The sequence below is a fragment of the Ochrobactrum soli genome (assembly GCF_003664555.1).
Lineage (GTDB): Bacteria > Pseudomonadota > Alphaproteobacteria > Rhizobiales > Rhizobiaceae > Brucella > Brucella teleogrylli.
On record NZ_RCHH01000001.1, the window covers coordinates 119,338 to 145,243 of the forward strand.

Here is a 25,906-nt window from a genome sequence, read left to right on the forward strand (position 1 = left end):
TCGGAAACATAAGAATATGTTTCCGATCATAGATCTTAGAATGTCTGGTTGCCACTGCCGATATCGCCGAGCGTGCGCAATGAGATGTTGAAGCCGATGCCGTGCGAAGCCTTGTCCTCACCGGGATTACGCGTCTGCGTATATGCCATCATGTAAGTGAAGCATTCGTCATCATAGGCAAGGCCGGACGATGCACGGACGAGGGTATTCGACACGAGATCGTAAGTGCCCGAGCCGAAAACACGCCAGTTCGCATTGACCTTGGCCGAAGCGGTGCCGCTCACTTCCTGACGCAAATCATTATAGCCATAGGCTGGCTGAGGGGTGATATAAGCATATTGCGCCGTCAGCGTCAGCTTTTGCCAGCTCTGCTGCACTTCAAGTTCGCCGCGACGTACCGACAGGCTGTCCTTATCGAAGCGACCGCGTGCAGCCAGCGCCAGACCTGTCGAATTGGACGTGCCGATCATCGCAACATAGTCCGAACGCGCACTGTCGAGACCCGAATCCGCACCGACATTCACGAAGTCGCTCGTTGCATAGGAATTCAGGCCGCCCAGCTGGAACGACTGCCCCGCCAAGGCGTAGAGCGCCCAATCGCTGTTGTTGAAGCTGCCGGAGTAGCGGAAGCCGAGATTGGCGCGCGTGCCGCCTTCAACGCGGTCATAACCAGAGAACTTGTCGCGCGAGAACAGGTTCGTCGCGTCGAAGACAAAGCTCTGTGCATCTTCGTTCGGCAATTCACCAGCATAACGCTCATTGTTGCGCACATAGATCTGCGCAATTGGTTCGAGGATATGCGTTGAACTGGTGCTCGAGAACAGGATCGGCCAGCGCAATTCGAGGCCAGCCGTCGCCATGGCGCGCAGGGCTTCAGAGCGTACGACGGCCGCCGTGTACTCGCTCATATTCGTATCTAGGCTGGTATTCGTGCCAATTGCATCCGCGCGGAGCGCAAGCAAAGGCGTAATCACCAGACCGGATGGCGTAATGAAGGTGCGCTTCCACTCCGCTTCACTCGTCAGACGGGCGCTCGTGCCACCAAAGCCTGGAATGCGAGGGTAAAACCGCGAGTTTGCTTCAGGCACTGAGAAATTTGAATTGTCGCGATAAAGCGCTTGCAGATTGGTGTTGATGTTCAGTTCGCCGCCATAAACAGGCTCAGGCAGCGTATAGGAATAGTCCAGACTTGGCAGAACCCAAGGCTGCTTCGAATGCATTTCGCTTGGGTTATCAGGCAGAAGAGATTCCTGCACATTGAAGCGATAGAAATTCAGATCGAAGTAATTACGGTTGTTGATACCGGTCAGGTAAATCTTCGAAACCTGCGTTCCGCCGTTATATCCTTCGATATTATAGGTGCGGCTGAAATTACGGTCGCTCTGGGCCATAACGTCCCAGCCGTAACGCCAGCGCGAATTGATCTCGAAATCACCTTTCGAGGACACCATGCCGCGGTTGTCCACATCGCGATCAACTGTCGCGACATCAAACTCACCGGGTTTGGCCTGATGCATGCCTGCGATACGCAGGTTATAGGTGCCGTTTTCAAGACGATGACGCCACTCGGCTTCGTTGAGGAAGCCTTGTTTCGTGTAATAGGTCGACGAAAGCGTCACGTCGTAGTTCGGTGCAAGAGCCCAGAAATAGGAGTTCTTGATGCCGAAACCGAGATCATCCTTATAGGCAAAGCCCGGGAACAGGAAGCCGCTCTTGCGCTTGACCGTCGGGTCAGCCATTTCAAAGGCCGGGAACCAGGCCAGCGGAATGCCAAGGAACTCGAACTTGCCGCGCTCGAAACGCACTGTCTTCGTGGTGCTGTTCCAGATGATCTTGCGGGCCTTGATTTGCCACAGAACAGGCCTGTCGGGGTCTTTCTTACACGCTTCGCAAGCCGTGTAGACGCCGTTATTGAACGTCGTGATTTCGCCATTGCTGCGCTCAGCACTTTCGGCGGCAAAACGCGTATTATCCGTCGTCTCGACGCGCAGGCCATTGACGAAGCCATCGCGGAAACTGTCGGTGACATCCATGTGATCGGAATAGATCTTGTTGCCGTCGCGTTCGACAACTTCCACATTCCCGGTCGCCGTCATGCGTCGGGTCTGCTGGTTATAGGTCACCTTATCGGCGACAAGGCGGTTGCCGTCATATTCGATCTTGACCCGACCCTGAGCGGTAACGGTGTTCACATCGCGATCATAGACAAGCTCATCCGCCTGCAGAAGCATCCGTGCATTCGGATCGCTCTGATAATTGGCTCCCAATGCGTCCTGCGCCGAAGCGGGCGAGGGCATGACTGCGACAGATATGAAAGGCAAAGCAAGGACGCACGCCAAGGCAGTCCCGCGCGAGAAGCGCGTGAGCAGCTGGGGCAATACCATGCGGGTGTTACTCAAACCCACTAACCATCCTCCTTATGCAACAAAAAGGAGACACCAAAGAATGTCGCAATAATCACAGGAACCCAGGCAGCTACAAACGGCGGAACGAATCCCGCATTGCCGAATGCTTTGACCAGTACCGAAACGACATAAAGCATGAAGCCAGCGACAACGCCACCCAGAATCATCGCGCCGGACTGGCCGAAACGCACAAATTTCAGGGACACTGTTGCAGCAATGAGCGTCATCGCCATCAGAAGCGCAGGCAAAGCCAGAAGTGACTGGTATTGCATGTCAAATGCGTTTGCTGAATAGCCGAATGAACGCGCGACTTCGATCTTGCGTCGTAGTTGGGTGAAGGGAATCGTATCGGGAGAAGCGAGCTTCTCTTCGACATATTCGGGTCGCAGCTGCGTGGGGATCGCAAAGCTGTCCATTTTCTTGGGCTCTTCGCCGCGCGCGAATCGCGTCACGTCAGTAAGCTGCCAATGACCATCCATCAGCTGGGCCGTGCGGGCGTCATAGCGCACGCTGATATTCTTCTGGCTGTCGAACTGGATGAACGTCGCGTCGGCCAGCCTTGCGCCCTGATCCAGAATGCTCTTCGCGCCGATGATGGTTTCGCCTTCGTCGGTCTTCTGGCGAAGCCATGGATCGCGCAGTGCAGAAACATCGGTCACTTTGCCGTTTTTCCACGTCGCCGCAATTTCCTCAGCCTTGGAGAAGCCATAGGCCGCCAGCGGATTGAGCACCAGAATCGTCGCGACGCCGAATAGCAGCGCGCCGAAGCAGGCGGGCAGCAGAAATTGCCAGGCCGAGACACCAACCGAACGCGCGACGACCAGCTCATATTTGCGGTTAAGCGAAATCAGCGTCGCCATTGCGGAAAACAGCGCCACGAATGGAATCATCTGCTGCATGATGAACGGCACGCGCATGGCGGAAAGGCCAAGCGCCGCCCACACCGTATAGTCAGGCAGATTGGAGAGTTTGCTGGCATTCTCGGTGAAGTCGAGAAGCATCGAAAGCGCGAAAATGCCGAGCAGAAAATAGAAGGTGATCTGCACGTAGCGCGTGAAGAAGTATCGACCGAGCGTCCAACCGATCATGCCTGACCTCCCGCATTGCCGCGGAAGCGGCCCGTCACGCGATCATAAAGATCGGAAACAAACTTCCGGAGACGGTCGAAGCTGTCGAGCAACCTGTCGTTCCACTTGTTGGGCAGCCCGATGCTGCGCCCGGTCGCCAGCGCAAAGCCGGTGAAGAGCATGACGGCAATCGGCACGAAATACATCACGACAATATAGGACGCGTCCTTGTCGGCGCGATCCGAGGCGAAATACCCGGCCCAATAGACGAGAAGGGCGGTGCTGATGGCCGAAAACGATGCGGACACCCGTGCTTCACGATGCGAGCGGGAATCGCCGGCGAAAGCCAGTGCGATCATCGCAAAGACCACCGGATAGAGCCATTGTGTCAAACGGCGATGCAGTTCCGCCTTATAACGCAGCGGGCGCGTTTGCAGGATCGGATCGTTCGGGTCCGGATTGAGCAGATAGGATAGCGGACGGTCCTTGGCATAAATCACATAATCGTCGCCGGCCGAGGCAAACTGGCTGAGGTCGAAAGCATAGGAATCGAATTTGATGATCGAAACCGTGCCATCGGACACACTGCGGCGCTGCACTTCGCCATTCTGCATGAGCAGCATGTTGGCGCCGGTCTCCGTCGTGGCGATGCCGCCGTCGGCTGCGTAATAGATGAGATCGAGCGACGGATCGCGTGAATCCGCGATGAACAACCCGCCAATGCTGCCATCGGAACGGCGCTCGGCCACCTGAATATAGAGATTGTCAGCCAACTTGCGGAAGCTGCCTTCCTGCACGATCAGATTGACGAGGTCGGCGCTGGCATTGGCGATCATCGCGCGCATGTTCATGCGCGCATAAGGATCGACATAATTGGCGACGAGAAACGAAACGATGGAAATCACCGCCGCAAGCATCAGAATCGGGCGCATGACAGCACTGCGCGGCGCGCCCGATGCATTGATGACGACAAGTTCGGAGTCCTGGTTCATCGTCGAGAGCGTCTGGGTGATGGCGATGATCAGTGCAAAAGGCATCACCAGCGGGATGGCGGACGGGATCAGCAGCGAACTGAACTGAATGATCGTCTGAAAAGTCTGTCCGCTGGTCGTCAGAAAGTCGATGCGCTGAAGCACCTGCACCGTCCACGTAATGCCCACCGCCGCGCCCAGCACCGCGAGGAACATGATCGCCACGCGGCGCAGGATGTACAACTCTATCAATCGCATAGGTGGAGTTTACATCCCGGTTCCGTTGAAGGAGCCCATTCACCATTTTGGAACGGCACTCGCAATAATGAACTTAATCTAATGCCGCTTGGCTAAGATTGCCCGAATAAACGCAGTTAACAGATTACTAAAAGCGAAGCGCTGGCGCTAGCTGTTGTCTGTTAAAAGGATTGAAATGTCCGAAGCAACATGTTTCTGCGCAACAGCTGTTGGAATGACCGAGGGTGTGACCAGAATATCGATTGCATGTGATGGCGCTTCACCCAAGTTAACGCAAAACTGATAAGGAAGGGCTTGCACCCTTGCTGTTTCGCCATATTCGTCTCACATGAGTGATGAAAAGTCGCGACACAATCGTGTCATTTGTTCATCGGCCATCGGTTTGGAGTTATCATGTCTAAACGTCCTTCGATTTCTTTCAGCGCGTTTGAAGCACCCGAAAAAGGCGCAGCCATCGTTCTGGTTGCTAAAGGCGGAGGCTTCGCTGAAGAGGCGGCGCAGGCTGTCGGTGGGGCGGAAAAGATTGCGCGCATCCTTGAAATCTCGGATTTCACCGGCGCATTGGGCAAGACTGCTGAAGCAATCGAAACGACGGCTGGCGGCATCGACAAGATTATTCTCGTCGGCGTTGGCGAGCCGGGCAAGCTTGGCAATGATGACTGGCTGAAGATCGGCGGTGCGGCATTTTCGCGAATCGGCAAGTCCGAACGCGCGACCGTCACGCTGGCTCTGCCGGAAACGACGATTGCGGGCGACGAAGCTGCCGATGTGGCGCTTGGCATGATTCTGCGGTCCTACAAGTTCGACCGTTACAAGACGCGCAAGAACGAGGAAAACGCCGAGCCGAAACACGCCGCGAAGATCACCATCAACGTTGCCGATACGCACAGCGCGAAGAAGGCCTTTGAAGTGGCTGAAGCCGTTTCCGATGGCGTCATCCAGGCGCGCAATCTCGTCAACGAGCCAGCCAATGTACTCGGCCCGGTGGAGTTTGCCGAAGAAGCGGAAAAGCTTGAGAAGCTCGGCGTGAAGATCGAGATTCTCGGTGAAAAGGAAATGAAGAAGCTTGGCATGGGCGCGCTTCTCGGGGTTGCGCAAGGATCGGTGCGCCCGCCGCGTCTCGTCGTCATGGAGTGGCAGGGCGCGAAGGGCAAGGAAAAGCCCGTCGCATTTGTCGGCAAGGGCGTCGTGTTCGACACGGGCGGCATTTCGATCAAGCCCGCTGGCGGCATGGAAGACATGAAGGGCGATATGGGTGGCGCGGCAGCCGTAACGGGCCTGATGCGCGCGCTGGCCGGACGCAAGGCCAAGGTCAATGCGATTGGTGTGATCGGCCTTGTGGAAAACATGCCTGACGGCAATGCGCAGCGTCCAGGTGACATCGTCACCACCATGTCTGGCCAGACCATCGAGGTTATCAACACCGATGCGGAAGGCCGTCTGGTGCTGGCGGATGCGCTGCACTACACCAATGATCGCTTCAAGCCGCGCTTTATCATCAATCTGGCCACGCTGACCGGCGCGGTCATGGTTGCGCTCGGCCAGTATCATGCAGGTCTGTTCTCCAACGACGATGAACTCGCTGACCAGCTTTACGATGCCGGTCAGGCGACGGGTGAGAAGTTGTGGCGTCTGCCGCTCGGCGCCGAATATGACAAGATGATCGATTCGAAATTCGCCGATATGAAGAACAGCGCCGGTCGTTATGGCGGCTCGATCACCGCTGCTCAGTTCCTGAAGCGCTTTGTCGGTGAAACGCCGTGGGCGCATCTCGACGTGGCAGGCACAGCAATGGGGTCTCCGGCAAATGAATATAGCCAGACCTGGGCTTCCGGCTACGGCGTGCGTCTGCTCGACCGCCTTGTCCGCGATCATTTCGAAAGCTAAACTCTTTTTGAAACAAGAAGATGGGGCGGGAATGTGAATCATTTTCTCCGCCCCGCTTCGCAGACATTTCTGGGACATGCATGGCAGAAATCCTGTTCTACCATCTGACGGAATCGACCCTCGACGAAGCTCTGCCGGGCCTCGTCGAGCGATCGCTTGGGCGCGGCTGGCGCGTGACGGTGCAGACCGTCAGCGAGGAAAGGCGGGATGCGCTGGACAATCTGCTGTGGACCTTCTCCGACACGTCCTTCGTTGCCCACGGCACCGATGCGGAACCGAACCCGGAGCTGCAGCCTGTCCTGCTGACGACGACCGAAAACAATGCCAATGGCGCAACTGTCCGCTTTCTGGTGGAAGGCGCCGGGCTGGAGCAGGTCGGCAATTACGAACGGCTTGTGGTGATGTTTGACGGTCACGATCAGGACCAGCTCGATATTGCGCGCGGGCAATGGAAAGCCTTCAAGGCGGAGAATCACGATTTGACTTACTGGCAGCAGACGCCGGATCGCCGCTGGGAGCGGAAAGCCTGATGCGTCCGGTTTTTGTTGCGATGATCGTGGCGGGCGTCGGGCTTGGCTTGGGCTACCCGTGGTATATGCGCCATTTCACCGGCAGCGAGATCGGTCGCTGGACAATGCTGGAAAACCGGCAGAGCGGTTTCAAGGTGCAGCAAGTGCGCCTTGAAACGGGCGATGCGCCGGTGCGGGTCTTCATCGATGCCACGCCTTTGCCCGGCTATGTCCCGGCGGAACGTCGGTCTGCGCTGACGCTTGCCGTCAGCCGCGACGGCCAGCCGGTTCTGTCGCAGGGGCTTGATTTCGTTTCGAACAGCAGCTCCGTCAATACGGACCGCCCGCAGGACGGGACGCCGCTGCGCCAGAGTGCGGGCGATATTGATCCGGTCATCCCCGGCCAATATGCGTTTCGTCTTGTTCAGGGCAATACGGACGGCCTGCAAATATCGAAGGCCGATCTGGTTCTGCGCCGTGGAGCGGAAACACCGGACGAAACCTTTACCACCATCGGTCTGGTTTTGGGTGTGCTGGGCGTCTATGGCCTGATGCGCACCCGTCTGCGCCGACAGAGCTGATCCCATGCAGCTTGTCCGCACCATTTCAGACCGTTTGCTTTTGCTTCTTTTGTCGGCTGTGGTGGCATTTATCGCCTTGTTTCCGCTTGAGCGGCTTGGCGTTTTCGGCTCGTCTTTTGAAGGATCGAGCGGATACGTCGCGGTCTATTTCGGATTTCCGATCCTGACCGTCATTTTCGCGGTTCTGGCAGTCCGCTTCGGGCCAAGACCGTTGCCGGTCTGGGCGCGCATCGTCGGATGGGTGCTGCTGGCGCTTGTGTTCGCTCTTGGATTTATCGGTTGAGCAATGGCGGATTAATCCGCCATCGCCTCTTCATATTCCGATGAAAGCTCCAGCCATTTTTCTTCCGCACTCGCGAGCGCGGATTTCGCATCGCTCATATCCTTGTTGATGCGAATGGCCTTTTGTGGCTCTTTCTCGTAGAGCGCCGGGTCTTCCAGCTGAGCGGCGAAAGCTTGAATCTGTTTCTGCAGTTTCTGCATCAAGCTCTCGGTTTCCTTGATCTTTTTCTGCAAGGGGGCCATGGCTTCGCGCTTTTGCGCAGCAAGCTTGCGCTGCTCCGCCTTGTTGACCTTTGGACCTTCGTCACGGTCAGTGGCGGGTTCGCCCTTGGCGTCAGCCAGTACGATCTGGCGATATTCATCAAGATCGCCTTCAAACGCTTTCACGCCGCCCTCGCGCACCAGCCAAAGCCGTTCCATCGTGGCTTCGATCAGATGCCGGTCATGCGCGATCAGGATGACAGCACCGTTGAAGGCGTTGAGTGCATGGACCAGCTCTTCGCGACTGTCGATGTCGAGATGGTTGGTCGGTTCGTCGAGGATCAAAAGGTTTGGACCGTGGAAGGTCGCAAGCCCCATCAGAAGACGCGCCTTCTCGCCGCCGGAAAGATCCTTGGCGGGTGTCAGCATCTTTTCCGTCGAAAGCCCCATTCGCGCCACACGAGAGCGAACCTTTGCTTCGGGCTCGGTCGGCATCAGCTTGCGCACATGCTCGATGGCGTTGTCTTCCGGCACCAGATCGTCCAGCTGATGCTGTGCGAAAAAGGCCACCTTCAGATTGGGTGAAATGGTCAGCGTGCCATTTTCGGGCTTCAACCGGCCCGCGATCAGCTTGGCCAGTGTGGACTTACCATTGCCGTTTGATCCCAGCAGCGCGATGCGGTCATCATTGTCGATGCGCAGCGTCACATTGCGCAGCACCGGCTTGCCCGGCACATAGCCGACATCAGCGTGATCCAGCGCGATGATGGGCGAGGCGGCCTTCTTTTCCGCGTCGGGAAAGCTGAACGGCTGCACATGGCTCTCGACATAAAGGTCGATCGGTTTCAACCTCTGCAACGCCTTGAGGCGGGACTGTGCCTGCTTGGCCTTGGTTGCCTTGGCGCGGAACCGCTCGACGAAGGATTCCATGTGCTTGCGGTGCGCTTCCTGCTTGGCATGGGCCTTTTGCTGCAATTCCAGCATTTCATGCCGCTGCCGCTCGAACTGATCGTAATTGCCGCGCCAGAAGCTGATTTTCTTCTGGTCGAGATGCATGATCGAAGTTGTGGCCGAGTTCAGGAGATCTCGATCATGGCTGATGATGATGACTGTGTGTGGATAGCGCTTCACATAATCCACCAGCCATAACACGCCTTCGAGATCGAGATAGTTGGTCGGTTCGTCGAGCAGCAGCAGGTCCGGTTCGGCAAACAGCACCGCAGCCAGCGCCACGCGCATGCGCCAGCCGCCGGAGAAGGCCGACGCCGGGCGCCGTTGCGCTTCCGCGTTGAAGCCGAGACCGGACAGGATCGCGCCTGCGCGCGCTTCGGCTGAATGGGCGTCGATATCGGCAAGCCGCGTGTGAATTTCTGCGATGCGATGCGGGTCGGTGGCCGTTTCGGCTTCCTCAAGAAGCGCGGTGCGCTCCTTGTCCGCCTTCATCACGATTTCGATCAGCGCTTCCTCGGTGCCGGGGGCTTCCTGCGCCACCTGACCGATGCGGGTGTTCTTCGGCACTGATACGCTGCCGGTTTCCGGCGCGAGATCACCGGTGATCACCCGGAACAAGGTGGACTTTCCGGTGCCGTTGCGACCGACGAAGCCGGTCTTCGACCCGGCAGGCAGTGTCACGCTGGCATGATCGATCAGAAGGCGTCCGGCGATGCGGACGGAAATGTCATCGAGAATAAGCATGGACAGGCTTTTGCACGGCTCCGGGGGTTTCCGCAAGTATCAACATAGATCAGGCGAAGCGGCGACCGCCTTCCGTGCGCTGGAATTGCGAGAGATCAAGCGATGGGGCGCTGCTGCCGAGCCGCGTCAGGGCCGCATGGATCTGTCCGCGATGGTGGGTCTGGTGATTGAACAGATGCGCAAGCGAAGGCGCCAGTCGCTGGCTCATCGTGCGCATGTCGGAAACGGTCGTGTAGGTAAAGCGCCCTGCGAGCTTGTCGGCGTTTAACCCTTCGGTATAGCGGCAGATGCGCTCATCCTCGGCATGGCGTAGATCGCGCAGCGTGATGAAATTGTCGGTGATGATGGCGTCGAGTTGCTTTGGATGGTCGCCTTCGCCGGTAAAACGCTTCATCCAGATGCGGTCGGTAACCAGGAGATGGTTGAGCGTGCGATGGACCGAGCCGAAAAACAGGCCGAGATCTAGCCGGTATTCTTCATCGCTCAGATCGGCAGCGGCGGCATAAAGCAGCTCGTTCGCCCAGCGATTGTACCACGCAAACATTTGAAAATGCTGTTCCATGCAATCCCCCGCTATCTGACAGCCTGAATCAGAATGGCGTTATCTATGCCTTCAAATTTCTGCCGTCTCAAGCCGGTAAACGGGTGGCGATGCTCGCTAGCTCTTGGCAATCAGGCTTATCGACGGTATAGAGCCTCACTTTTCTAAAATTTCCCAGCAAACAAGGTGTCATAATGGCAATCGAACGTACCTTCTCCATGATCAAGCCCGACGCGACCCGCCGCAACCTGACCGGCGCAATCACCGCCAAGCTTGAAGAAGCTGGTCTGCGTGTTGTCGCTTCGAAGCGCGTCTGGATGAGCCTGCGTGAAGCACAGGGCTTCTACGCTGTTCACAAGGATCGTCCTTTCTTCGGCGAACTGACTGAATTCATGTCTTCGGGCCCGACGATCGTTCAGGTTCTCGAAGGTGAAAACGCAATCGCCAAGAACCGCGAAGTCATGGGCGCCACCAACCCTGCAAACGCAGACGCTGGCACGATCCGCAAGGAATTCGCCCTGTCGATCGGCGAAAACTCGGTTCATGGTTCCGACGCTCCGGAAACCGCTGCCGAAGAAATCGCTTACTGGTTCTCGGGCACCGAAATCGTCGGCTAATCCGATCCGCATGCATGAAAAAAGCCGGGCTCGCGCCCGGCTTTTTTGTATCTTCTCTCAAATCAGATCAGAGATTTTGCGCCAGTGTCGCGATCTCTTTGCCTTCCTGATCGAGAAGGACGAGCTTGCCCACCGTATCAATCTTGTAGGATCGCGTTCTGGTCAATGTATCGAGGAACTTGCGTTCCTGGTTCATGAGTGCGGGTGGACACTGCATGTAGGTCGATCCGACCTCGGCAAAGGAAATATTCTCGCCCGTCACCGTGGCTTTGCTGAAATAACGATTGCAGCCGCCCGAACCGCTGACGGAACCATCGGAGGTGACGGTCAGTGTGGTCTGGGCATTGTCGATCACGCCGCCGCCCTGAATGTCTTCTGCCAGCCAGTCCTTGCCTTCAATACCGATGGACACGGCTTCGTCGGCGCTCTTGCGAACCATGACGACGCGCATTTCCACCGGAGCACCGGGATTGGCCGGATCGATGGTGTAATTCTGGTCATTGACGAACCAGAGCGTATCGCCAGCCGTGATACGGGCCTGCAAGGCGTAGGTGTGGCCGGATTGAATCTGATCGGTGTCGAAATTGATCGCGAAGGGGATCGGCGATCCTTGCGCGGATTCAATGCGAGTTTCGGCAATCGTTGTGGACGGCGCATCGGCAAGCGAGATATCCGCAAGCTGCACGGTCAGCTTGGCCTCGGGGGGCAGGGCGATGCGCTCACGATACATGACCTTGCCACTGACAGTCTTTTCCGCAGCAATGCTGCTGGTCGGCATGGATGTGGTGAGGAACAAGGCGGCGCCACCAAGCGCGCCAAGACCGACCACAAGAGCCGCCGCAATGGAAAGAGTGCTTTTCAGTAGTTTTCGCATTCTTAAAGTCCGAAACCTTATTCCTGCACAGTCGGGGAGAATCCCCGTCGTGACAGTGTTGCCGTGCCCATTGCTCCGTTCGCGATCCATATCTGACGGGAGCCTGATTCACTCCGCTGACAGTAATGAAATCTTCATGTGAAAATTGTGGCAGCACAAGTAAATGCGACCCAAATTACCCTTTATTTTAGGGGTTTAAATAGTTAATTCGCACTTAAAGATAAACGCAGTTTTCAGCAAATAGATCAGCGCACTGTTTGGACGGCTCAAGTATCGCGTGACTTGAGCCACCGCTGACGACTCAAATCGTCGTCTGCCTTGGCCTCTACCCACCCATCCGCAGTGCCATCGGCGAGGTGTTCGCGCTTCCAGAACGGTGCGCCGGTCTTCATGAAATCCATCAGGAAAGAGGCGGCCTCGAAGGCGGCGAGGCGATGCGCGGAAGCGGTCGCGACAAGGACGATATTGTCGCCGGGCTTGATGAGCCCATAGCGATGAATGACGGATATGCCGAGAAGCGGCCAGCGCGCCATCGCCTGTTCGGCAATGCGCCTGATCTCGGCTTCGGCCATGCCCGGATAATGTTCAAGTTCAAGCGCGGAGAGGCGGCCATTTTCGTCCCGGCAAAGCCCGGTGAAGGTGACTATGGCCCCGATATCCTTGCGCCCGTCGCGAAGTTTTTCCACTTCGGCAGTCGCGTCGAAGTCTTCCTCGCGAACGCTGACAAACAGCGGGCAAATTGGTTGCCCACTCATATCAGCCACCCGTCATGGGCGGGAAAAGTGCTACCTCGTCGCCGTCCTGGATGAATTCGTGGTGTTCGGCATGTTCCTGATTGATCGCCGCGCGGATAACGTCGCCATGTTCGAAAGCGGCTTCATATTCTTCGCCGTGGGTTTTCAGCTGGCTAATGAGTTCGCCGACCGTCACTTTCGGGGCAGGGAGGACGATGAGGTCCTCATCCTTGCCGATTTTCTCCCGCACCCAGGCGAAATAGACGACTTTAACGCTCACGAGCTTAATCCATCACGTGCTTCAGGCCTGCCTTGAAGTAATCCCAGCCCGTATAAAGCGTGAGGATTGCCGAAATCCACAGCAGGACAATGCCCAGTTCCGTTACATAGGGCATGATTTTATCACCGGCAGGGCCAGCGAGCAAAAAGGCCAATGCAACCATTTGCGCTGTGGTTTTCCACTTCGCAAGACGCGAAACCGGAACGCTGACTTTCAGTTCCGCCAGATATTCACGCAGGCCGGAAACCAGAATTTCGCGACACAGGATGATGATCGCCGCCCAGAGCGTCCAGCCGGCGATGGTGCCATCGGCGGCCAGAAGCAGCAGAATGGCGGATACGAGAAGCTTGTCTGCGATCGGGTCAAGCATGCGACCGATGGTCGAGGTCTGCTTCCAGATACGGGCAAGATAGCCGTCGAAGAAATCGGTGATGCTGGCCACGATAAACAGGCCAAGAGCGGTCCAGCGCGCGAAGTCGCTGGATTCGAGGCGCCCCTCCACAAAGAAGCACAACACCACAAGCGGCACGGCGACAATCCGTCCATATGTGAGGATGTTGGGCAAGGAGAGGGTATGTTTGTTCTGCATTGTTCCGCCGTAACGTTATTTTGTGCACATCAACAGGGATGACCAATAAAATCAACTCTTGTGCAGGTGTTCTGCTCGGACCTTATGACGCTGGCGCGCAAAAGCGCATCAAAATTGCGTCACCGGTCACGAAAATGATCGTGAATGGTGCGTGCCATTGCCTCCGATATGCCGTCGATCTGCATCAGGTCTTCCATCGCCGCACGGGAAACAGCCTTTGCCGTTCCAAAATGATGCAGCAATGCGCGTTTGCGCGATGGACCGATTCCCGCAATTTCATCGAGCGGGTTCTTGACCATTTCTTTCTTGCGCCGTGCGCGATGCGTGCCGATGGCGAACCGGTGTGCCTCATCGCGCATGCGCTGGATGAAATAGAGAACCGGATCGCGCGGCGGCAGGGTGAAAGGCTGCTTACCCTCCACGAAAAACCGTTCGCGTCCCGCTTCACGGTCCACGCCCTTGGCGATGCCGATTGCATTGACCAGATTGGCGATACCCATCTCGTTGAGAATCTGACGCACAGCCCCCACTTGCCCCTGTCCACCGTCAATGAGAATCACATCGGGCCAGGCCGGGAAACTGTCATTTATTTCAGGCACTTCAGGGCTTTCCGGATCGGGTGCTTCATCCGGCGCGCCATGCTCCTTCACCAGCCTTGAGAAGCGACGCTCGATCACTTCGCGCATCATGCCAAAATCATCGCCCGGCGTGATATCTGTCGAGCGGATATTGAACTTGCGATACTGGTTTTTGACGAACCCTTCCGGTCCGGCGACGATCATGCCACCGACGGCGTTCGTGCCCATGATGTGCGAGTTGTCGTAAACCTCGATGCGGCGTGGCGTACGCGCAAGGCCGAATGTCTCTGCCATGCCTTGCAGCAGGCGCGCCTGCGACGAGGTTTCGGCAAGTCTGCGGCCCAGCGCTTCGCGCGCATTGGTCAGGGCGTGATCGACAAGGTCCTTCTTCTCGCCACGCTGGGGCACATTGACCTGCACCTTATGACCGGCGCGGGTGGAAAGCGCCTCGGCGATGAGCGACTGTTCTTCCACGGCCTCAGACAGAAGCACAAGGCGGGGGCAGGGCTTGTCGTCATAGAACTGCGACAGGAATGCGCCCAGAACTTCCGCCGGGCCAAGCGAGCTGTCGGCTTTTGGATAATAAGCGCGGTTGCCCCAGTTCTGGCCGGTGCGGAAGAAGAAGACCTGAATACAGGTCATGCCGCCTTCCTGATGGATGGCGAACACATCGGCTTCTTCGACGGTCTGCGGATTGATGCCCTGATGTGACTGGACATGCGAAAGGGCTGCCAGACGGTCGCGATAGACTGCCGCATGTTCGAAATCGAGATCGGCGGATGCCGCCTGCATGGCGGTGGCCAGATGGTCTTTCACCGACTGGCTCTTGCCGGACAGGAATGCCTTGGCCTCCGAGACCAGTTCAGCATAATCGGCATCGCTGATTTCGTGCGTGCACGGACCGGAGCAGCGCTTGATCTGATAAAGCAGACAGGGGCGCGTGCGGCTTTCGAATACCGAATCGGTGCAGGTGCGCAGCAGAAAGGCGCGTTGCAACGCGTTGATTGTGCGTCCTACCGCGCCGGCCGACGCGAAGGGGCCGAAATAGTCGCCCTTGCGAGAGCGTGCGCCGCGATGCTTGAAAATACCCGGCGCGCGATGATCGCCCGTCAGCAGAATATAGGGAAACGACTTGTCGTCGCGCATCAGCACATTGAAGCGCGGGCGCAATCGCTTGATCAGATTGGCTTCGAGCAGCAGCGCTTCGGTTTCGGTGCGCGTGACGACAAATTCCATCATCGCCGTCTCGCGGATCATCCGGACGATGCGATTCGAATGGGCTATGCCGCGCGCATAATTGGAAACGCGTTTCTTGAGATTGCGCGCCTTGCCGACATAAAGCACGTCACCGTCACTGTTGAACATGCGATAGACGCCGGGATTGTTCGGCAGCCGTTTCACGAAGGCGTTGATGATATCCTGACCGCTGAGACCTGCCGTATCCGGCAGTCCATCGGACGAGTCCCACTGGATCTGATCGGCCATTGAAGGCGCAGCAACAATTTCGGAACCGGTGTCGTCGCTGTCTTCATCATCTTCGGCTTCCGCATCGCCAATGATAATACCGGCCACGTCCTGCTCGTCGTCGGACGGCAGGTTAGAGCCAGTATCGTCATGGTTTTTGCGGTTGCCGCTCATTCAGTGATTCCTGCGATGTCGGGGGTTTCCCATGCCAGATGTTGCCCGCCGTCAAGCGCGATCATCTGGCCGGTAATGGAACGATTCTCCCAGAAGTAACGCACTGTGCGCCCGAATTCCGGCAATTCTGGCGCACGTTGCAAGGCGACCTTGCTGACTTGTCGTTCAAAATCACCCGGCCGCTGGCGTTCACTCGGCAAGGTCGGACCCGGCGCAATGGCGTTGACGCGAATGCGCGGGGCCAATGCCTGCGCAAGTGTGCGGGTTGCATTCCAAAGCGCTGTCTTGGACAGCGTATAGGAGAAGAAGTTCGGATTGAGCTTCCAGACGCGCTGGTCGATTACATTGACGATCAGCCCGTCCACTGCTTCCGGCAGAGCCTTGGCCATTGCTTCGGAAAGCATGACCGGGGCTTTGAGGTGAATCGCAAAATGCTTGTCCCACAAAGCCATGTCGAGATCACCAACCCGGTCATCCTCAAACAAGGACGCATTATTGACGAGCAGGCGGATCGGGCCGATCTGGCGCTCGGCTTGCGCAATAAGGCCGCGCACATCCTGCTCGGATGAGAGGTCGGCCTGAACGACGCAGGCCGTTCCGCCGCGCGCAATGATGGCATCGGCAAGAGCCTGACCTTCTTCGATGGAACGGTTGCAGTGGATCGCAACAGGGAAGCCATGGGCTGCGAGGTCTTCGACAATCGCCTTTCCGATGCGCCGTGCGCCGCCCGTCACGAGGACCGGACATTTTGCAAGCTGGCTGACTTCCTGTTCGTTCAACACGGTAAACACTTTCTTATCGAGATTCTCTCGTGATTTTCATGCCATTTTGCTCGTCAGATTGCATCCATTAATAGCGGGAAATACGTCCGCTACTGACAAAATGCGAACAATATCAGTTGCTTCTCGTAGCGAGGGAGTGAGTTGATTGCCCCGCAACAATCCGCACCTGCTCATATAGTCACAAAAGCTTGGCGTTGCGAGAATGCAACATCGCATTTTTGCCATTTTCTCGTCGGGTTTTCTTCACAGAAGCGGGCATTTCGTGCCGCAATTACCGACGATACCTCCTCCCCATCAGCACGGCATGGGCAACTTCGAACTCCCAACATGCTGCCCGCCCGATAAGGGACCGTGTCAAACGTAATTTGTGTAAGGAGAATGCTATGCGCACTCTTAAGTCTCTCGTAATCGCCTCGGCTGCGCTGCTGCCGTTCTCTGCGACTGCCTTTGCAGCTGACGCCATTCAGGAACAGCCTCCTGTTCCGGCTCCGGTCGAAATGGCTCCCCAGAACACCTGGGCTGGCGGTTATACCGGTCTGTACCTCGGCTACGGCTGGAACAAGGCCAAGAACGACATCGTCGGCACCGTAAAGCCTGACGACTGGAAGGCTGGCGCTTATGCTGGCTGGAACTTCCAGCAGGACCAGTTCGTATACGGTGTTGAAGGTGACGCTGGTTACTCCTGGGCCAAGAAGTCCAAGGACGGTCTGGAAGTCAAGCAGGGCTTCGAAGGCTCGCTGCGTGCACGTCTCGGCTACGACCTGAACCCGATCATGCCATACATCACCGGTGGTATCGCTGGTTCGCAGGTTAAGCTGAGCGGCAATGGCGACGACGAAAGCAAGTTCCGCGTTGGTTGGACTGCTGGTGCCGGTATGGAAGCCAAGCTGACCGAAAACATCCTGGGCCGCGTTGAATACCGCTACACCCAGTTCGGTAACAAGGACTATGACCTCGGTGGCACCACCGTTGGCAACAAGCTCGACACCCACGACATCCGCGTTGGTCTCGGCTACAAGTTCTAATTATCTGATAATTGAACACGGAAAACCGGGTAGGCAACTGCCCGGTTTTTTGTTGCCCGAATTTTCTTCGGGCAGACAGGCCCTCAATAACCTTCCTGCTGTGCGGTATCGATCAGCCATTTACGAAAAGCGGCCATCGCGTCCGTTTCCGGGCGCGATTGAAGTCGGGCCAGCCAATAGCTGCCCATCGTCACCGTTTGCGGGAAGGGCTGGACGATTGTTTCGGCGTGAAGCTGCCGGGTGAACATTGACGGCGGCGCAAGCGCGACACCTGCCCCCTGTATTGCAGCTTCCATCATGGCCAGCGACGAATCGAACATGATGCTTTTGGGTAGCGGCATGTCGCCGGTGACGCCAGCAGCAGCAAACCATTGCGACCATTCATCGGCCCGATAGGACCGAAGCAGCGTATGGCGAGCGAGATCAGGCGGTGTTTTCAGCTGACTGGCTATGTCCGAAATGCACAAGGGCGAAAGCGGCGCTTCCAGAAGGCGGATTGCCTCGACACCGTGCCACGCGCCGGACCCGAACCGAATCGCAAAATCCAGTCCCTCAGCGGCGATGTCGACGCGGTTATTATTGGTCGAAAGCCGCAAATCGATAAACGGATGCGTGGTCTGAAAATCGCGCAGGCGAGGGATCAGCCAGCCGACGGCCAAAGTTCCGACCACACCAACGCGCAGAACCTCGCGATAATGTCCGCCTTCAAAACGTTCCAGCGTCCCGGCAATGTTATCGAAGGCCTCCCGCAAGGTGGGCAGCAGCGTTTCACCTTCATGGGTGAGCAGCAATCCGCGCGGCAAGCGTTCGAACAGGGTGACATTGAGGCGGCTTTCGAGGCTTTTCACCTGATGGCTGACAGCGGCTTGGGTCACGCATAATTCGATTGCCGCCTTGGTGAAGCTGAGATGGCGTGCCGACGCCTCGAAGGCGCGCAGTGCATTCAGCGGAAGATGAGGCCGGACCATCGCTATACCCAAATTTTTCTAATGTCAGAGGCAAGATAACGTCGTTTGTTTCGGACGTATAGCTCGCTTATATCGAGAGTGCCGAATAGACGGGTTTTGATTTCAATTCACCTGCATCCGGTTTAACGCGCGTTATTTCACATGAGAAAACACCGATTCCTTCCGCATGTCTCCCACGCGGCAGGGAAATCGGTTCACAATGAGGATTGCGTATAAGTCATGAGAAAAACTACCGTTTCCGCCTTGAGCATAACTGCCGTCGCCAGCCTGTTGACCAGTGTCTCCGTACAGGCCGCAAACGCGCCGAGCGAGAAAGAAATCAGGCATCTGGTCGATGAAACGATCAAGCCTGTCATGGCCGAACACAAGATTCCCGGAATGGCTGTCGCCGTTACGGCGGGTGGCAAGACCTACTTTTTCGGCTATGGCGTCGCCTCTAAGGAAAGCGGACAGAAGGTGACCGAAGACACGATCTTCGAGATTGGTTCCGTCTCCAAAACCTTTACCGCGACGCTCGGCGGGTTGGGGCTTGCGGAGGGTGCGTTTAAACCGGGGGACACGGCGACGAAATACGCTCCCAAACTGGCAGGCAGCAGCTTCGACAACGTCTCGATGCTTGATCTTGGCACCTACACTGCTGGCGGTTTGCCCCTGCAATTTCCAGACAGTGTCACCGACCACAAGACGATGATCGACTATTTCAAGAATTGGAAGCCGGATTATCCTGCGGGCACGCAGCGCCGCTATTCAAATCCGAGTATCGGTCTGTTTGGTTATCTCGCCGCTCAAAGCATGGGCGAGCCCTTCGACAAGGTGATGGAAACGAGGCTCATTCCAGCCTTCGGCCTGAAGCACACATTCATCCAGGTGCCTGAAAGCCAGATGAAGAATTACGCCTATGGCTATTCGAAAGCCAACAAGCCGATCCGGGTGTCTCCCGGCGCCTTCGACGCGCAGGCTTATGGAATCAAGACCACTGCGCCGGACCTGATCCGTTTCGTTCAGTTGAATATGGACAGCACATCGCTTGGTCAGCCGATGCAAAAGGCCGTAGCGGCCACGCATACCGGCTATTACAAGGTCGGTGACATGACACAGAGCCTTGGCTGGGAGCGTTACGCCTATCCTCTGAGTCTGAAAACGCTGCTTGGCGGCAACACCTCCGATATGGCGATGAAATCGCACAAAATCGAAAAGCTCGCCCCACCTTTGCAGCCGTCGGACGACATGCTGCTGAACAAGACCGGTTCGACCGGTGGTTTCGGGGCCTATGTGGCCTTTGTGCCGGGCAAAAAGATCGGCATTGTGATGCTTGCGAACCGCAATTATCCGAACGATGCACGGATCAAGGCCGGTTACCGCATCCTGAAGGCGCTGGACGGCAATCAATAATCGCTGAAAATACAAACGCCCCGGATAGCGGCTGCCATCCGGGGCATTTGAAAGCTTGGCGCAGAACTTAGCCTTGCGGCAGCAAAGCCGCCAGTTCCGGATGCAGTTCCCGATAACGCTTGATCCAGCGCTTCAGCTTCGGACGTCCACGTTCCCATTTGCCATCGAAGCGCAGCGCGAGATAGCCCAGCACAGCAGCGACGGCGATATGGCCCGCATGCAGCTTGCCCGCCAGACGCGGCGGGGCCTCATTGAGCAGGTCGAGCGCACGCTCGGCCTTGCGCCATTGCAGATCCAGCCATGGCTGGTGGATTTTATCTTCCGGGCGCAGGCGGCGTTCATAGACATGCGCGAGCAGAACGTCGGCCAGGCCATCGGCAATGGCTTCATAACGCTCGGCATCGGTGCGCTTTTCCGCGTTGCGCGGGAAAAGCTTGTTGCCGGAAACGCGGTTCAGATATTGGGTAATGGCGCGGCTGTCAAAAACGGCCTTGCCGTCATCGGTAACAAGGGTTGGAATCTTGCCAAGCGGATTGGCGCTGATGAGGTTCTCCGGCTCCGCCGACGTGTTCACGACCACGCTTTCAAAAGGGACGCCTGCATAATGCGCGGCCATGCGCACCTTCGCGCTGTAAGGCGAGGCGGGTGAATAGAGAATCTGCGTCATGTGTGATTCCTGAGAATGAAGATTATTGGGTTGCCGGCATCATGACCGAACGGCTGCGGCAGGCGTTATTATTAACCTCCTGGCAGGCGCGATATTGGAGATCCTTCGTCATGCAGATGCGCACTTCCTGAAGATAATTGCGCTGGCAGGTGACAGAAATGCTGCTGGCCTTCATGCCCGGATTGGCTGCAAGGAAGGCTTTTTCGACCAGCATTGGGTCAACCCGGCGGTCACCGCTTACATTGCGAAGGCTGGGCGGAATATTGACCTGCTCATAGGCGTTGCGCAGCGTGTCGAAATAATCGCGTTGGGACAGACCCGAGCAGCTTCCGTGCTTGCGCCATTCATGGCCTATCAATCCAGCGGCCGGCATGATGTCCGACAGGCTGGAAATAATCTGGCGCGGAACATAACCGCCGCGGCTGCGCACATTGTCGAGCTGGCAATTGGTCGGATAGCCCCATTCATTTTGGGGCCAGAGACCATGGGCGACGAAGCCGAAAGGGCGCTGGTTGTTGCATTGCTGCTTGTTGGCGCGACGGCCTTCCGACGCGCAATAGCTCGGTGACCAAGAAAGCGACAGCACATAGAAGTCGAAATCGCCGGGCACATCGCCATTGTCCTGGTCGTCAGCAAGAGCTGCACCCGACAATATTGTCGTCGCCATCAGGGCAATCGAAAGCAAAGCGCTTGGGACAGCCGCCAGTCTTCGCAGCATGGAACCTCCGGTCAGGTCAGCGGAGGACGCGGCAGCTTGGCGCGTCGTAGACATACCAGCGGTCGAAGCCTTCAACGCAGAATTCCACGTTGCGACCGACCGATGCAAAACCCTGACCTTCTTCGACCAGATACCAGACGGAACGGTATTGGCCGTCACTCAATACGGCGGTGGCCTTGCAATAGGTGCGTTCGATTTCTGCCGGGTTGGTCTTCGGCTCATAACGGGTCAGCTGAACATCGCTCATCGCTGAAATGCCGACTTGCGGCAGTTCGGGAACGTGGCGCACCTGATAGCCGAAACGCGAGACCACCGAGCGCAGCACGCTCTGCTGGTTGCAGACGGTGTTATCGACCACGGCTGGTGCAGACTGAAGATAATCGGCAGCGCTGGCGGGCAGGGCTGCAAAAGTCACCGGCAGGACGGAGGCGGCGAAGAGGGCGGCCCGCGAAAAGCGACCGAAGCGATCCAGTTTGCCCGAGGTAAGTTGCATGTCTCTATCCTGTCCCAAAATGCGAACGCGAAGCGCGCGCTTATGTCTGTGATAGCCGAAGCTTTGCTTCGCGCAGTTTCTTTCAGCGCGCGGCAGCGGTCAAGAGCGATCCGTCTCGCCGCGTATCCACCGAACACTGAAATTGCTACCCTTTTCTTCGGCCAGCAGTTTCGTAAGGCTGGGAAGCACGGTTTGCATCTCACTTTCGAGTGTATAGGGCGGATTCACGACAATCATACCGGTGCCATCGAGGCGCGGTTCGGATGAGGGCGGGCGAATCGCCAGCTCGATCTGCATGATCTTCGGAATCCCGGTTTCATGAAGCCGCTTGGCGAAGCGCTCGGTTTCCTTGCGGTCCTTCACCGGATACCACAGCGCATAAGTGCCGCCGCCGAAGCGCTTGTGCGCCTTGGCGAGACCATCCACCATACGGTCGAATTCGCCTTCAATTTCGAAAGGTGGATCAACGAGCACGAGGCCGCGTTTTTCCTTTGGCGGAAGATGCGCGCCAAGCGCCAGCCAGCCGTCGAGTTCAATGACGCGCACCTGATAATCGCCGTCGAAGCGCTTTGCCAGTTTGGCCGCATCCTGCGGGTGCAGTTCCAGCGCTGACAGGCGGTCCTGCTTGCGCAACAAATGCCGCGTCACATAAGGCGAACCAGGATAGTGGCGGAGTTTTCCGTCCGCGTTCACCGCACGCACCGCATCGAGATAAGGCTTGAGCAGTTCCAGCACTGCCGGTTCAATCTGGCCTTTTTCGACCGCTTCGATGACACGGTGAATGCCGCCGGTCCATTCGCCGGTCTTGCCCGCTTCGACGCCCTTCAGGTCGTAAAGTCCGATGCCCGCATGGGTGTCGATGACGCGAAAGGCCTGATCCTTGCGCTTCAGATAGTCGATGATACGGGCGAGGATGACGTGTTTGACGACATCCGCGAAATTTCCGGCGTGATAGGCGTGACGATAATTCATGATCGCGCTTGTTTCACGGCTTTCCGCTTTCGGCAAGAGGATACCAATTTCCGATTCGCCACGACTATCATAAATGTGACATACAGCGGTCACCAACCGCATCTTCACCTGAGTCGAGCTTGCAATGTCCGGTGGCGTCCTTCTGATCGTCCTGTTTGGCGCGTTTCTTCACGCGAGCTGGAACGCCATCGTCAAAAGCAGCGGCGACAAGTTTTTCGCTGCCGCCAGCGTGACCGGCGCTGCCGGTTTTATCGCCTTGTTCATCGTGCCATTTTTGCCGATGCCGAATGCGGTCAGCTGGGTCTATATACTGATGTCGACCGTCACCCAGACTTTCTATATGTCGCTGGTGGCGGCGGCCTATAAATCCGGCGATATGAGCGAGGCCTATCCCATCATGCGCGGCACGCCGCCTTTGCTCGTTGCGCTGGTCAGCGCGCCGCTGGTGGGCGAGGTCATGGGCTGGAAGAGCTGGCTCGGCATTGTGTTCATCTGTTCGGGCGTGCTGGCCATGGCGCTGGAAGCAAGGCGGCGCAATCGCGGCACCTCCAGTCGCACGGCCATTCTGGCGCTGACCAATGCCGGGTTTATTGCCGGTTACACCATCATCGACGGTCTTGGCGTGCGGGCGTCGGGTGCGCCGCTTTCCTATACATTGTGGCTGTTTGTCATCAATGCCGTGCCGTTGGCGGGCTGGGCGCTCTATCGCGAGCCCGACCGTTTTATCAGCTATATGCGCAATCGCTGGCGTCCGGCGCTGATCGGCGGCGTGGGGACGCTCGGTTCCTACGGGCTGGCACTCTGGGCGATGACCATGGCGCCGATTGCCGTGGTGGCGGCCTTGCGTGAAACCGCCATCCTGTTTGGCATGATCATTTCTGCGGTCGTGCTGAAGGAAAAGGTAGGGTTGCCGCGTTTTGTGGCTGCGGCACTGATTGTGCTGGGTGCGATTACGCTTCGTCTGTCTTAGAGGTCCTACGTTGAAAACATATTTCGCCGTGTGAGCGCTTGCGGTAATAAAGAAATATGAACGAGCAAATTTCCATATCCAATATCAAGATCGGTCATTCGGCTTGCCCGCATGACTGCCCGTCCACCTGCGCGCTCGACGTCGAACTTCTGGACGAGCGCACCATCGGTCGTGTGCGCGGTTCGAAGGACAACAGCTATACGGCGGGGGTCATCTGCGCCAAGGTGGCGCGCTATGCCGAACGCGTTCATCATCCAGACCGGCTGAAACACCCTTTGATACGCTCCGGCGCTAAGGGCGCGGGCGAATGGAAACAGGCGTCCTGGGAAGCGGCGCTTGATCTGATTGCCGAACGGTTTTTGAAAGCCGAAGCCGAATATGGCAGCGAAAGCGTCTGGCCTTATTATTATGCTGGCACGATGGGGCTTGTTCAGCGCGATTCCATCAACCGTCTTCGCTTCGCCAAACGCTATTCCAATCAGTTCGACAGTTTTTGCACCAATATGGCCTGGACGGGCTATTTCGCCGGAACTGGTAGCCTGATCGGCCCGGACCCGCGCGAGATGAGCAAGGCTGACGTGGTGGTAATCTGGGGCACCAATGCTGCCGCCACGCAGGTTAATGTCATGACCCACGCCGTGCGTGCGCGCAAAGAGCGTGGTGCCAAGATCGTGGTCATCGACATTTATGCCAATGCGACCGTGCGACAGGCCGATATGGGCATCGTACTCAAGCCCGGTACGGATGGCGCCTTTGCTTGCGCCGTCATGCACGTGCTGTTCCGCGACGGCCTCGCCGATTGGGATTATCTGGAGCGCTACACCGACGACCCGAAGGGGCTGGAAGCGCATCTGGCAACCCGCACGCCGGAATGGGCCTCCGTTATCACTGGGCTGACGGTTGAGGAAATCGAAGCCTTCGCGCATCTGGTCGGCAAGACCAAGCGGACCTATTTCCGCCTTGGCTATGGCTTCACGCGGCAGCGCAATGGCGCGGTGAATATGCATGCCGCAGCCTCTATCGCCTGCGTGACCGGGGCATTCCTTTATGAAGGCGGCGGCGCGTTTCACTCAAACGCCAGCATCTTCAAATTCGACAAGCGCGAGATTGAAGGCCGGGCGATGCAGGATAAGACCATCCGCTTCCTCGACCAGTCGAAGATCGGGCGCGTTCTTACCGGCGATCGCGAGGCGCTTTATGACGGCCCGCCCGTCATGGCGATGCTCATCCAGAACACCAATCCGATGAATGTGACACCGGAACAGCGTCTTGTCCGCAAAGGTTTTGCGCGCGAGGACCTGTTCGTCACCGTGCACGAGCAGTTCATGACGGATACGGCCAAGATGGCCGATGTCGTGCTGCCCGCCACCACATTCCTGGAACATGACGATATATATCGCGGCGGCGGCCAGCAGCACGTGGTGCTTGGGCCAAAGCTAATCGAACCTTTAGCCGAGGCGCGACCGAATATTTTCGTCATCAACGAACTGGCCAATCGGCTCGGCGTTGGCCACCTTCCGGGCTTTTCTGTCGATGAGCGCACGCTGATTGACAATATGAACGCCAACAGCGATCTGCCGCATTTCGACGAACTGAGAGAGCGGCGTTTTGTGGACAAGCAACCGCCTTTCGAAGAAGCGCATTACATCAACGGCTTCAAATGGCCCGATGGCAAATTCCGCTTCCGCCCCGATTGGACGGGTAGTCCTGCACCGGACCGTCCGCCGGAAGTCATGGGCCTGCAAGGCGAGTTCCACTCGATCCCGGAATTCCCGGATTATTGGGAAGTCATTGAGGTGGCGGATGCCGAGCATCCGTTCCGGCTCGCGACATCACCGGCGCATAATTTCCTGAACTCGACTTTTGCCGAAACGCAGACCTCTATGGCCAAGGAAATCCGCCCGGAACTGCTGATTCATCCGGACGATGCGGCGGAACTTGGCATTGCCGATGGCGAGCGGATCGAGATCGGCAATCATCGCGGCGAAGTGGTGCTGCACGCCGTGCTTCGCGCTGGTCAAAAACGCGGCGTGGTGGTGTCGGAAGGCATTTTTCCAAACACGTCATTCGAGCGCGGCGAGGGGATCAATACGCTGCTCGGTGCGGAGCCCGCCGCTCCTTATGGCGGTCTGGCGGTGCATGACACAAAGATCTGGATCAGAAAACTTGCGTAATAAAAAGCCGCGCCGAATGTCTTCGGCGCGGCTTTTCC

The 25,906-nt window shown here is 57.3% G+C and carries 25 protein-coding genes; 9 read left to right on the top strand and 16 right to left on the bottom strand.

From position 1 onward, the window contains the following. Window positions 1–35: 35 nt before the first annotated feature. Genes D8666_RS00570 through lptF form a run of 3 tightly spaced genes read right to left on the bottom strand, consistent with a single transcriptional unit; the run spans window position 36 to window position 4,701 of the window. Complete coding sequence (locus D8666_RS00570; RefSeq protein WP_109368669.1) at window positions 36–2,384, bottom strand: LPS-assembly protein LptD; 2,349 nt, start codon at window positions 2,382–2,384, stop codon at window positions 36–38. 20 nt (window positions 2,385–2,404) lie between these two features. Next, a complete protein-coding gene (lptG, locus tag D8666_RS00575; protein ID WP_109368670.1) occupies window positions 2,405–3,493 on the bottom strand; it encodes an LPS export ABC transporter permease LptG in 1,089 nt (362 codons plus the stop codon). Further along, entirely contained in the window at window positions 3,490–4,701 is a 1,212-nt protein-coding gene (gene lptF / locus D8666_RS00580) for an LPS export ABC transporter permease LptF (protein WP_121535607.1), read from the bottom strand. The genes lptG and lptF overlap by 4 nt, the downstream gene beginning before the upstream one ends. 393 nt (window positions 4,702–5,094) lie before the next feature. Between lptF and D8666_RS00585 the strand changes: the two genes are divergently transcribed. From D8666_RS00585 to D8666_RS00600, 4 genes are all read left to right on the top strand, one after another. Then, window positions 5,095–6,588, top strand: coding sequence for a leucyl aminopeptidase (locus D8666_RS00585; RefSeq protein ID WP_121535610.1), 1,494 nt, complete (start codon window positions 5,095–5,097; stop codon window positions 6,586–6,588). Window positions 6,589–6,668: 80 nt separating this feature from the next. Next, window positions 6,669–7,118: a DNA polymerase III subunit chi gene (locus tag D8666_RS00590; protein WP_109368672.1), complete on the top strand. Its 450-nt coding sequence runs from the start codon at window positions 6,669–6,671 to the stop codon at window positions 7,116–7,118. Beyond that, a complete protein-coding gene (gene bspB / locus D8666_RS00595) occupies window positions 7,118–7,678 on the top strand; it encodes a type IV secretion system effector BspB (protein WP_121535613.1) in 561 nt (186 codons plus the stop codon). Before D8666_RS00590 ends, bspB begins: the two co-directional genes overlap by 1 nt. 4 nt (window positions 7,679–7,682) lie before the next feature. Next, window positions 7,683–7,961: a hypothetical protein gene (locus D8666_RS00600; RefSeq protein ID WP_109368674.1), complete on the top strand. Its 279-nt coding sequence runs from the start codon at window positions 7,683–7,685 to the stop codon at window positions 7,959–7,961. A gap of 11 nt (window positions 7,962–7,972) precedes the next feature. Here D8666_RS00600 and D8666_RS00605 read toward each other — a convergent pair whose 3' ends face one another. Next, the gene (locus D8666_RS00605; protein ID WP_109370200.1) at window positions 7,973–9,856 is read right to left on the bottom strand and encodes an ABC-F family ATP-binding cassette domain-containing protein; all 1,884 of its coding nucleotides are present in this window, start codon (window positions 9,854–9,856) and stop codon (window positions 7,973–7,975) included. Between the two features lie 49 nt (window positions 9,857–9,905). Further along, complete coding sequence (locus D8666_RS00610; RefSeq protein WP_121535616.1) at window positions 9,906–10,418, bottom strand: DinB family protein; 513 nt, start codon at window positions 10,416–10,418, stop codon at window positions 9,906–9,908. Between the two features lie 173 nt (window positions 10,419–10,591). On the opposite strand from D8666_RS00610, the gene ndk reads away from it, so the two are divergent. Beyond that, on the top strand, window positions 10,592–11,014 hold the full coding sequence (gene ndk / locus D8666_RS00615; protein WP_109368676.1) for a nucleoside-diphosphate kinase: 423 nt from the start codon (window positions 10,592–10,594) through the stop codon (window positions 11,012–11,014). Between the two features lie 67 nt (window positions 11,015–11,081). Here the strand turns inward: ndk and D8666_RS00620 are convergent, their stop codons facing one another. The 6 genes from D8666_RS00620 to D8666_RS00645 all read right to left on the bottom strand — a co-directional run bounded on the left by D8666_RS00620 (window position 11,082) and on the right by D8666_RS00645 (window position 16,498). Continuing rightward, entirely contained in the window at window positions 11,082–11,888 is an 807-nt protein-coding gene (locus D8666_RS00620) for a YbaY family lipoprotein (RefSeq protein WP_121535619.1), read from the bottom strand. Window positions 11,889–12,154: 266 nt separating this feature from the next. Beyond that, complete coding sequence (locus D8666_RS00625) at window positions 12,155–12,643, bottom strand: molybdenum cofactor biosynthesis protein MoaE (protein WP_121535622.1); 489 nt, start codon at window positions 12,641–12,643, stop codon at window positions 12,155–12,157. A gap of 1 nt (window position 12,644) precedes the next feature. After that, window positions 12,645–12,902 carry a molybdopterin converting factor subunit 1 gene (moaD, locus tag D8666_RS00630; protein WP_109368679.1) on the bottom strand — a complete coding sequence of 86 codons (258 nt, stop codon included), beginning with the start codon at window positions 12,900–12,902 and terminating at the stop codon, window positions 12,645–12,647. 4 nt (window positions 12,903–12,906) lie between these two features. Continuing rightward, complete coding sequence (gene pgsA, locus D8666_RS00635; protein WP_078340745.1) at window positions 12,907–13,491, bottom strand: CDP-diacylglycerol--glycerol-3-phosphate 3-phosphatidyltransferase; 585 nt, start codon at window positions 13,489–13,491, stop codon at window positions 12,907–12,909. Between the two features lie 119 nt (window positions 13,492–13,610). Next, window positions 13,611–15,707, bottom strand: a complete 2,097-nt coding sequence (gene uvrC / locus D8666_RS00640; RefSeq protein WP_109368680.1) for an excinuclease ABC subunit UvrC — start codon at window positions 15,705–15,707, stop codon at window positions 13,611–13,613. Continuing rightward, window positions 15,704–16,498, bottom strand: coding sequence for an SDR family oxidoreductase (locus D8666_RS00645; protein WP_371830776.1), 795 nt, complete (start codon window positions 16,496–16,498; stop codon window positions 15,704–15,706). The genes uvrC and D8666_RS00645 overlap by 4 nt, the downstream gene beginning before the upstream one ends. Window positions 16,499–16,872: 374 nt before the next feature. Between D8666_RS00645 and omp25 the strand changes: the two genes are divergently transcribed. Next, window positions 16,873–17,514 carry an outer membrane protein Omp25 gene (omp25, locus tag D8666_RS00650; RefSeq protein ID WP_109368681.1) on the top strand — a complete coding sequence of 214 codons (642 nt, stop codon included), beginning with the start codon at window positions 16,873–16,875 and terminating at the stop codon, window positions 17,512–17,514. A gap of 83 nt (window positions 17,515–17,597) precedes the next feature. Here omp25 and D8666_RS00655 read toward each other — a convergent pair whose 3' ends face one another. Beyond that, window positions 17,598–18,482 (bottom strand): LysR family transcriptional regulator, encoded by an 885-nt coding sequence (locus D8666_RS00655; protein ID WP_121535625.1) that lies wholly within the window; start codon window positions 18,480–18,482, stop codon window positions 17,598–17,600. A 219-nt stretch (window positions 18,483–18,701) separates the two neighbouring features. On the opposite strand from D8666_RS00655, the gene ampC reads away from it, so the two are divergent. Then, window positions 18,702–19,874, top strand: coding sequence for a class C beta-lactamase (ampC, locus tag D8666_RS00660; RefSeq protein ID WP_121535629.1), 1,173 nt, complete (start codon window positions 18,702–18,704; stop codon window positions 19,872–19,874). Window positions 19,875–19,941: 67 nt separating this feature from the next. Here the strand turns inward: ampC and D8666_RS00665 are convergent, their stop codons facing one another. The 4 genes from D8666_RS00665 to D8666_RS00680 form a co-directional block, all read right to left on the bottom strand. Then, complete coding sequence (locus D8666_RS00665; RefSeq protein ID WP_121535632.1) at window positions 19,942–20,541, bottom strand: glutathione S-transferase; 600 nt, start codon at window positions 20,539–20,541, stop codon at window positions 19,942–19,944. 22 nt (window positions 20,542–20,563) lie between these two features. Beyond that, window positions 20,564–21,259 (bottom strand): ribonuclease T2 family protein, encoded by a 696-nt coding sequence (locus tag D8666_RS00670; protein ID WP_121535635.1) that lies wholly within the window; start codon window positions 21,257–21,259, stop codon window positions 20,564–20,566. A 16-nt stretch (window positions 21,260–21,275) separates the two neighbouring features. Further along, window positions 21,276–21,752, bottom strand: coding sequence for a phage portal protein (locus D8666_RS00675; RefSeq protein ID WP_121535638.1), 477 nt, complete (start codon window positions 21,750–21,752; stop codon window positions 21,276–21,278). A gap of 99 nt (window positions 21,753–21,851) precedes the next feature. After that, complete coding sequence (locus tag D8666_RS00680) at window positions 21,852–22,724, bottom strand: 23S rRNA (adenine(2030)-N(6))-methyltransferase RlmJ (RefSeq protein WP_121536286.1); 873 nt, start codon at window positions 22,722–22,724, stop codon at window positions 21,852–21,854. A 124-nt stretch (window positions 22,725–22,848) separates the two neighbouring features. Between D8666_RS00680 and D8666_RS00685 the strand changes: the two genes are divergently transcribed. After that, window positions 22,849–23,694 carry an EamA family transporter gene (locus D8666_RS00685; RefSeq protein ID WP_121535641.1) on the top strand — a complete coding sequence of 282 codons (846 nt, stop codon included), beginning with the start codon at window positions 22,849–22,851 and terminating at the stop codon, window positions 23,692–23,694. 56 nt (window positions 23,695–23,750) lie between these two features. Further along, the gene (locus tag D8666_RS00690; protein WP_121535644.1) at window positions 23,751–25,868 is read left to right on the top strand and encodes a molybdopterin oxidoreductase family protein; all 2,118 of its coding nucleotides are present in this window, start codon (window positions 23,751–23,753) and stop codon (window positions 25,866–25,868) included. Window positions 25,869–25,906 lie beyond the last annotated feature (38 nt).

Coding starts and splice junctions, on each gene's coding strand:
- D8666_RS00570 (WP_109368669.1), bottom strand. CDS start 2,384: ATGGTATTGCCCCAGCTGCTCACGCGCTTCTCGCGCGGGACTGCCTTG.
- lptG (WP_109368670.1), bottom strand. CDS start 3,493: ATGATCGGTTGGACGCTCGGTCGATACTTCTTCACGCGCTACGTGCAG.
- lptF (WP_121535607.1), bottom strand. CDS start 4,701: ATGCGATTGATAGAGTTGTACATCCTGCGCCGCGTGGCGATCATGTTC.
- D8666_RS00585 (WP_121535610.1), top strand. CDS start 5,095: ATGTCTAAACGTCCTTCGATTTCTTTCAGCGCGTTTGAAGCACCCGAA.
- D8666_RS00590 (WP_109368672.1), top strand. CDS start 6,669: ATGGCAGAAATCCTGTTCTACCATCTGACGGAATCGACCCTCGACGAA.
- bspB (WP_121535613.1), top strand. CDS start 7,118: ATGCGTCCGGTTTTTGTTGCGATGATCGTGGCGGGCGTCGGGCTTGGC.
- D8666_RS00600 (WP_109368674.1), top strand. CDS start 7,683: ATGCAGCTTGTCCGCACCATTTCAGACCGTTTGCTTTTGCTTCTTTTG.
- D8666_RS00605 (WP_109370200.1), bottom strand. CDS start 9,856: ATGCTTATTCTCGATGACATTTCCGTCCGCATCGCCGGACGCCTTCTG.
- D8666_RS00610 (WP_121535616.1), bottom strand. CDS start 10,418: ATGGAACAGCATTTTCAAATGTTTGCGTGGTACAATCGCTGGGCGAAC.
- ndk (WP_109368676.1), top strand. CDS start 10,592: ATGGCAATCGAACGTACCTTCTCCATGATCAAGCCCGACGCGACCCGC.
- D8666_RS00620 (WP_121535619.1), bottom strand. CDS start 11,888: ATGCGAAAACTACTGAAAAGCACTCTTTCCATTGCGGCGGCTCTTGTG.
- D8666_RS00625 (WP_121535622.1), bottom strand. CDS start 12,643: ATGAGTGGGCAACCAATTTGCCCGCTGTTTGTCAGCGTTCGCGAGGAA.
- pgsA (WP_078340745.1), bottom strand. CDS start 13,491: ATGCAGAACAAACATACCCTCTCCTTGCCCAACATCCTCACATATGGA.
- uvrC (WP_109368680.1), bottom strand. CDS start 15,707: ATGAGCGGCAACCGCAAAAACCATGACGATACTGGCTCTAACCTGCCG.
- omp25 (WP_109368681.1), top strand. CDS start 16,873: ATGCGCACTCTTAAGTCTCTCGTAATCGCCTCGGCTGCGCTGCTGCCG.
- D8666_RS00655 (WP_121535625.1), bottom strand. CDS start 18,482: ATGGTCCGGCCTCATCTTCCGCTGAATGCACTGCGCGCCTTCGAGGCG.
- ampC (WP_121535629.1), top strand. CDS start 18,702: ATGAGAAAAACTACCGTTTCCGCCTTGAGCATAACTGCCGTCGCCAGC.
- D8666_RS00665 (WP_121535632.1), bottom strand. CDS start 20,541: ATGACGCAGATTCTCTATTCACCCGCCTCGCCTTACAGCGCGAAGGTG.
- D8666_RS00670 (WP_121535635.1), bottom strand. CDS start 21,259: ATGCTGCGAAGACTGGCGGCTGTCCCAAGCGCTTTGCTTTCGATTGCC.
- D8666_RS00675 (WP_121535638.1), bottom strand. CDS start 21,752: ATGCAACTTACCTCGGGCAAACTGGATCGCTTCGGTCGCTTTTCGCGG.
- D8666_RS00680 (WP_121536286.1), bottom strand. CDS start 22,724: ATGAATTATCGTCACGCCTATCACGCCGGAAATTTCGCGGATGTCGTC.
- D8666_RS00685 (WP_121535641.1), top strand. CDS start 22,849: ATGTCCGGTGGCGTCCTTCTGATCGTCCTGTTTGGCGCGTTTCTTCAC.
- D8666_RS00690 (WP_121535644.1), top strand. CDS start 23,751: ATGAACGAGCAAATTTCCATATCCAATATCAAGATCGGTCATTCGGCT.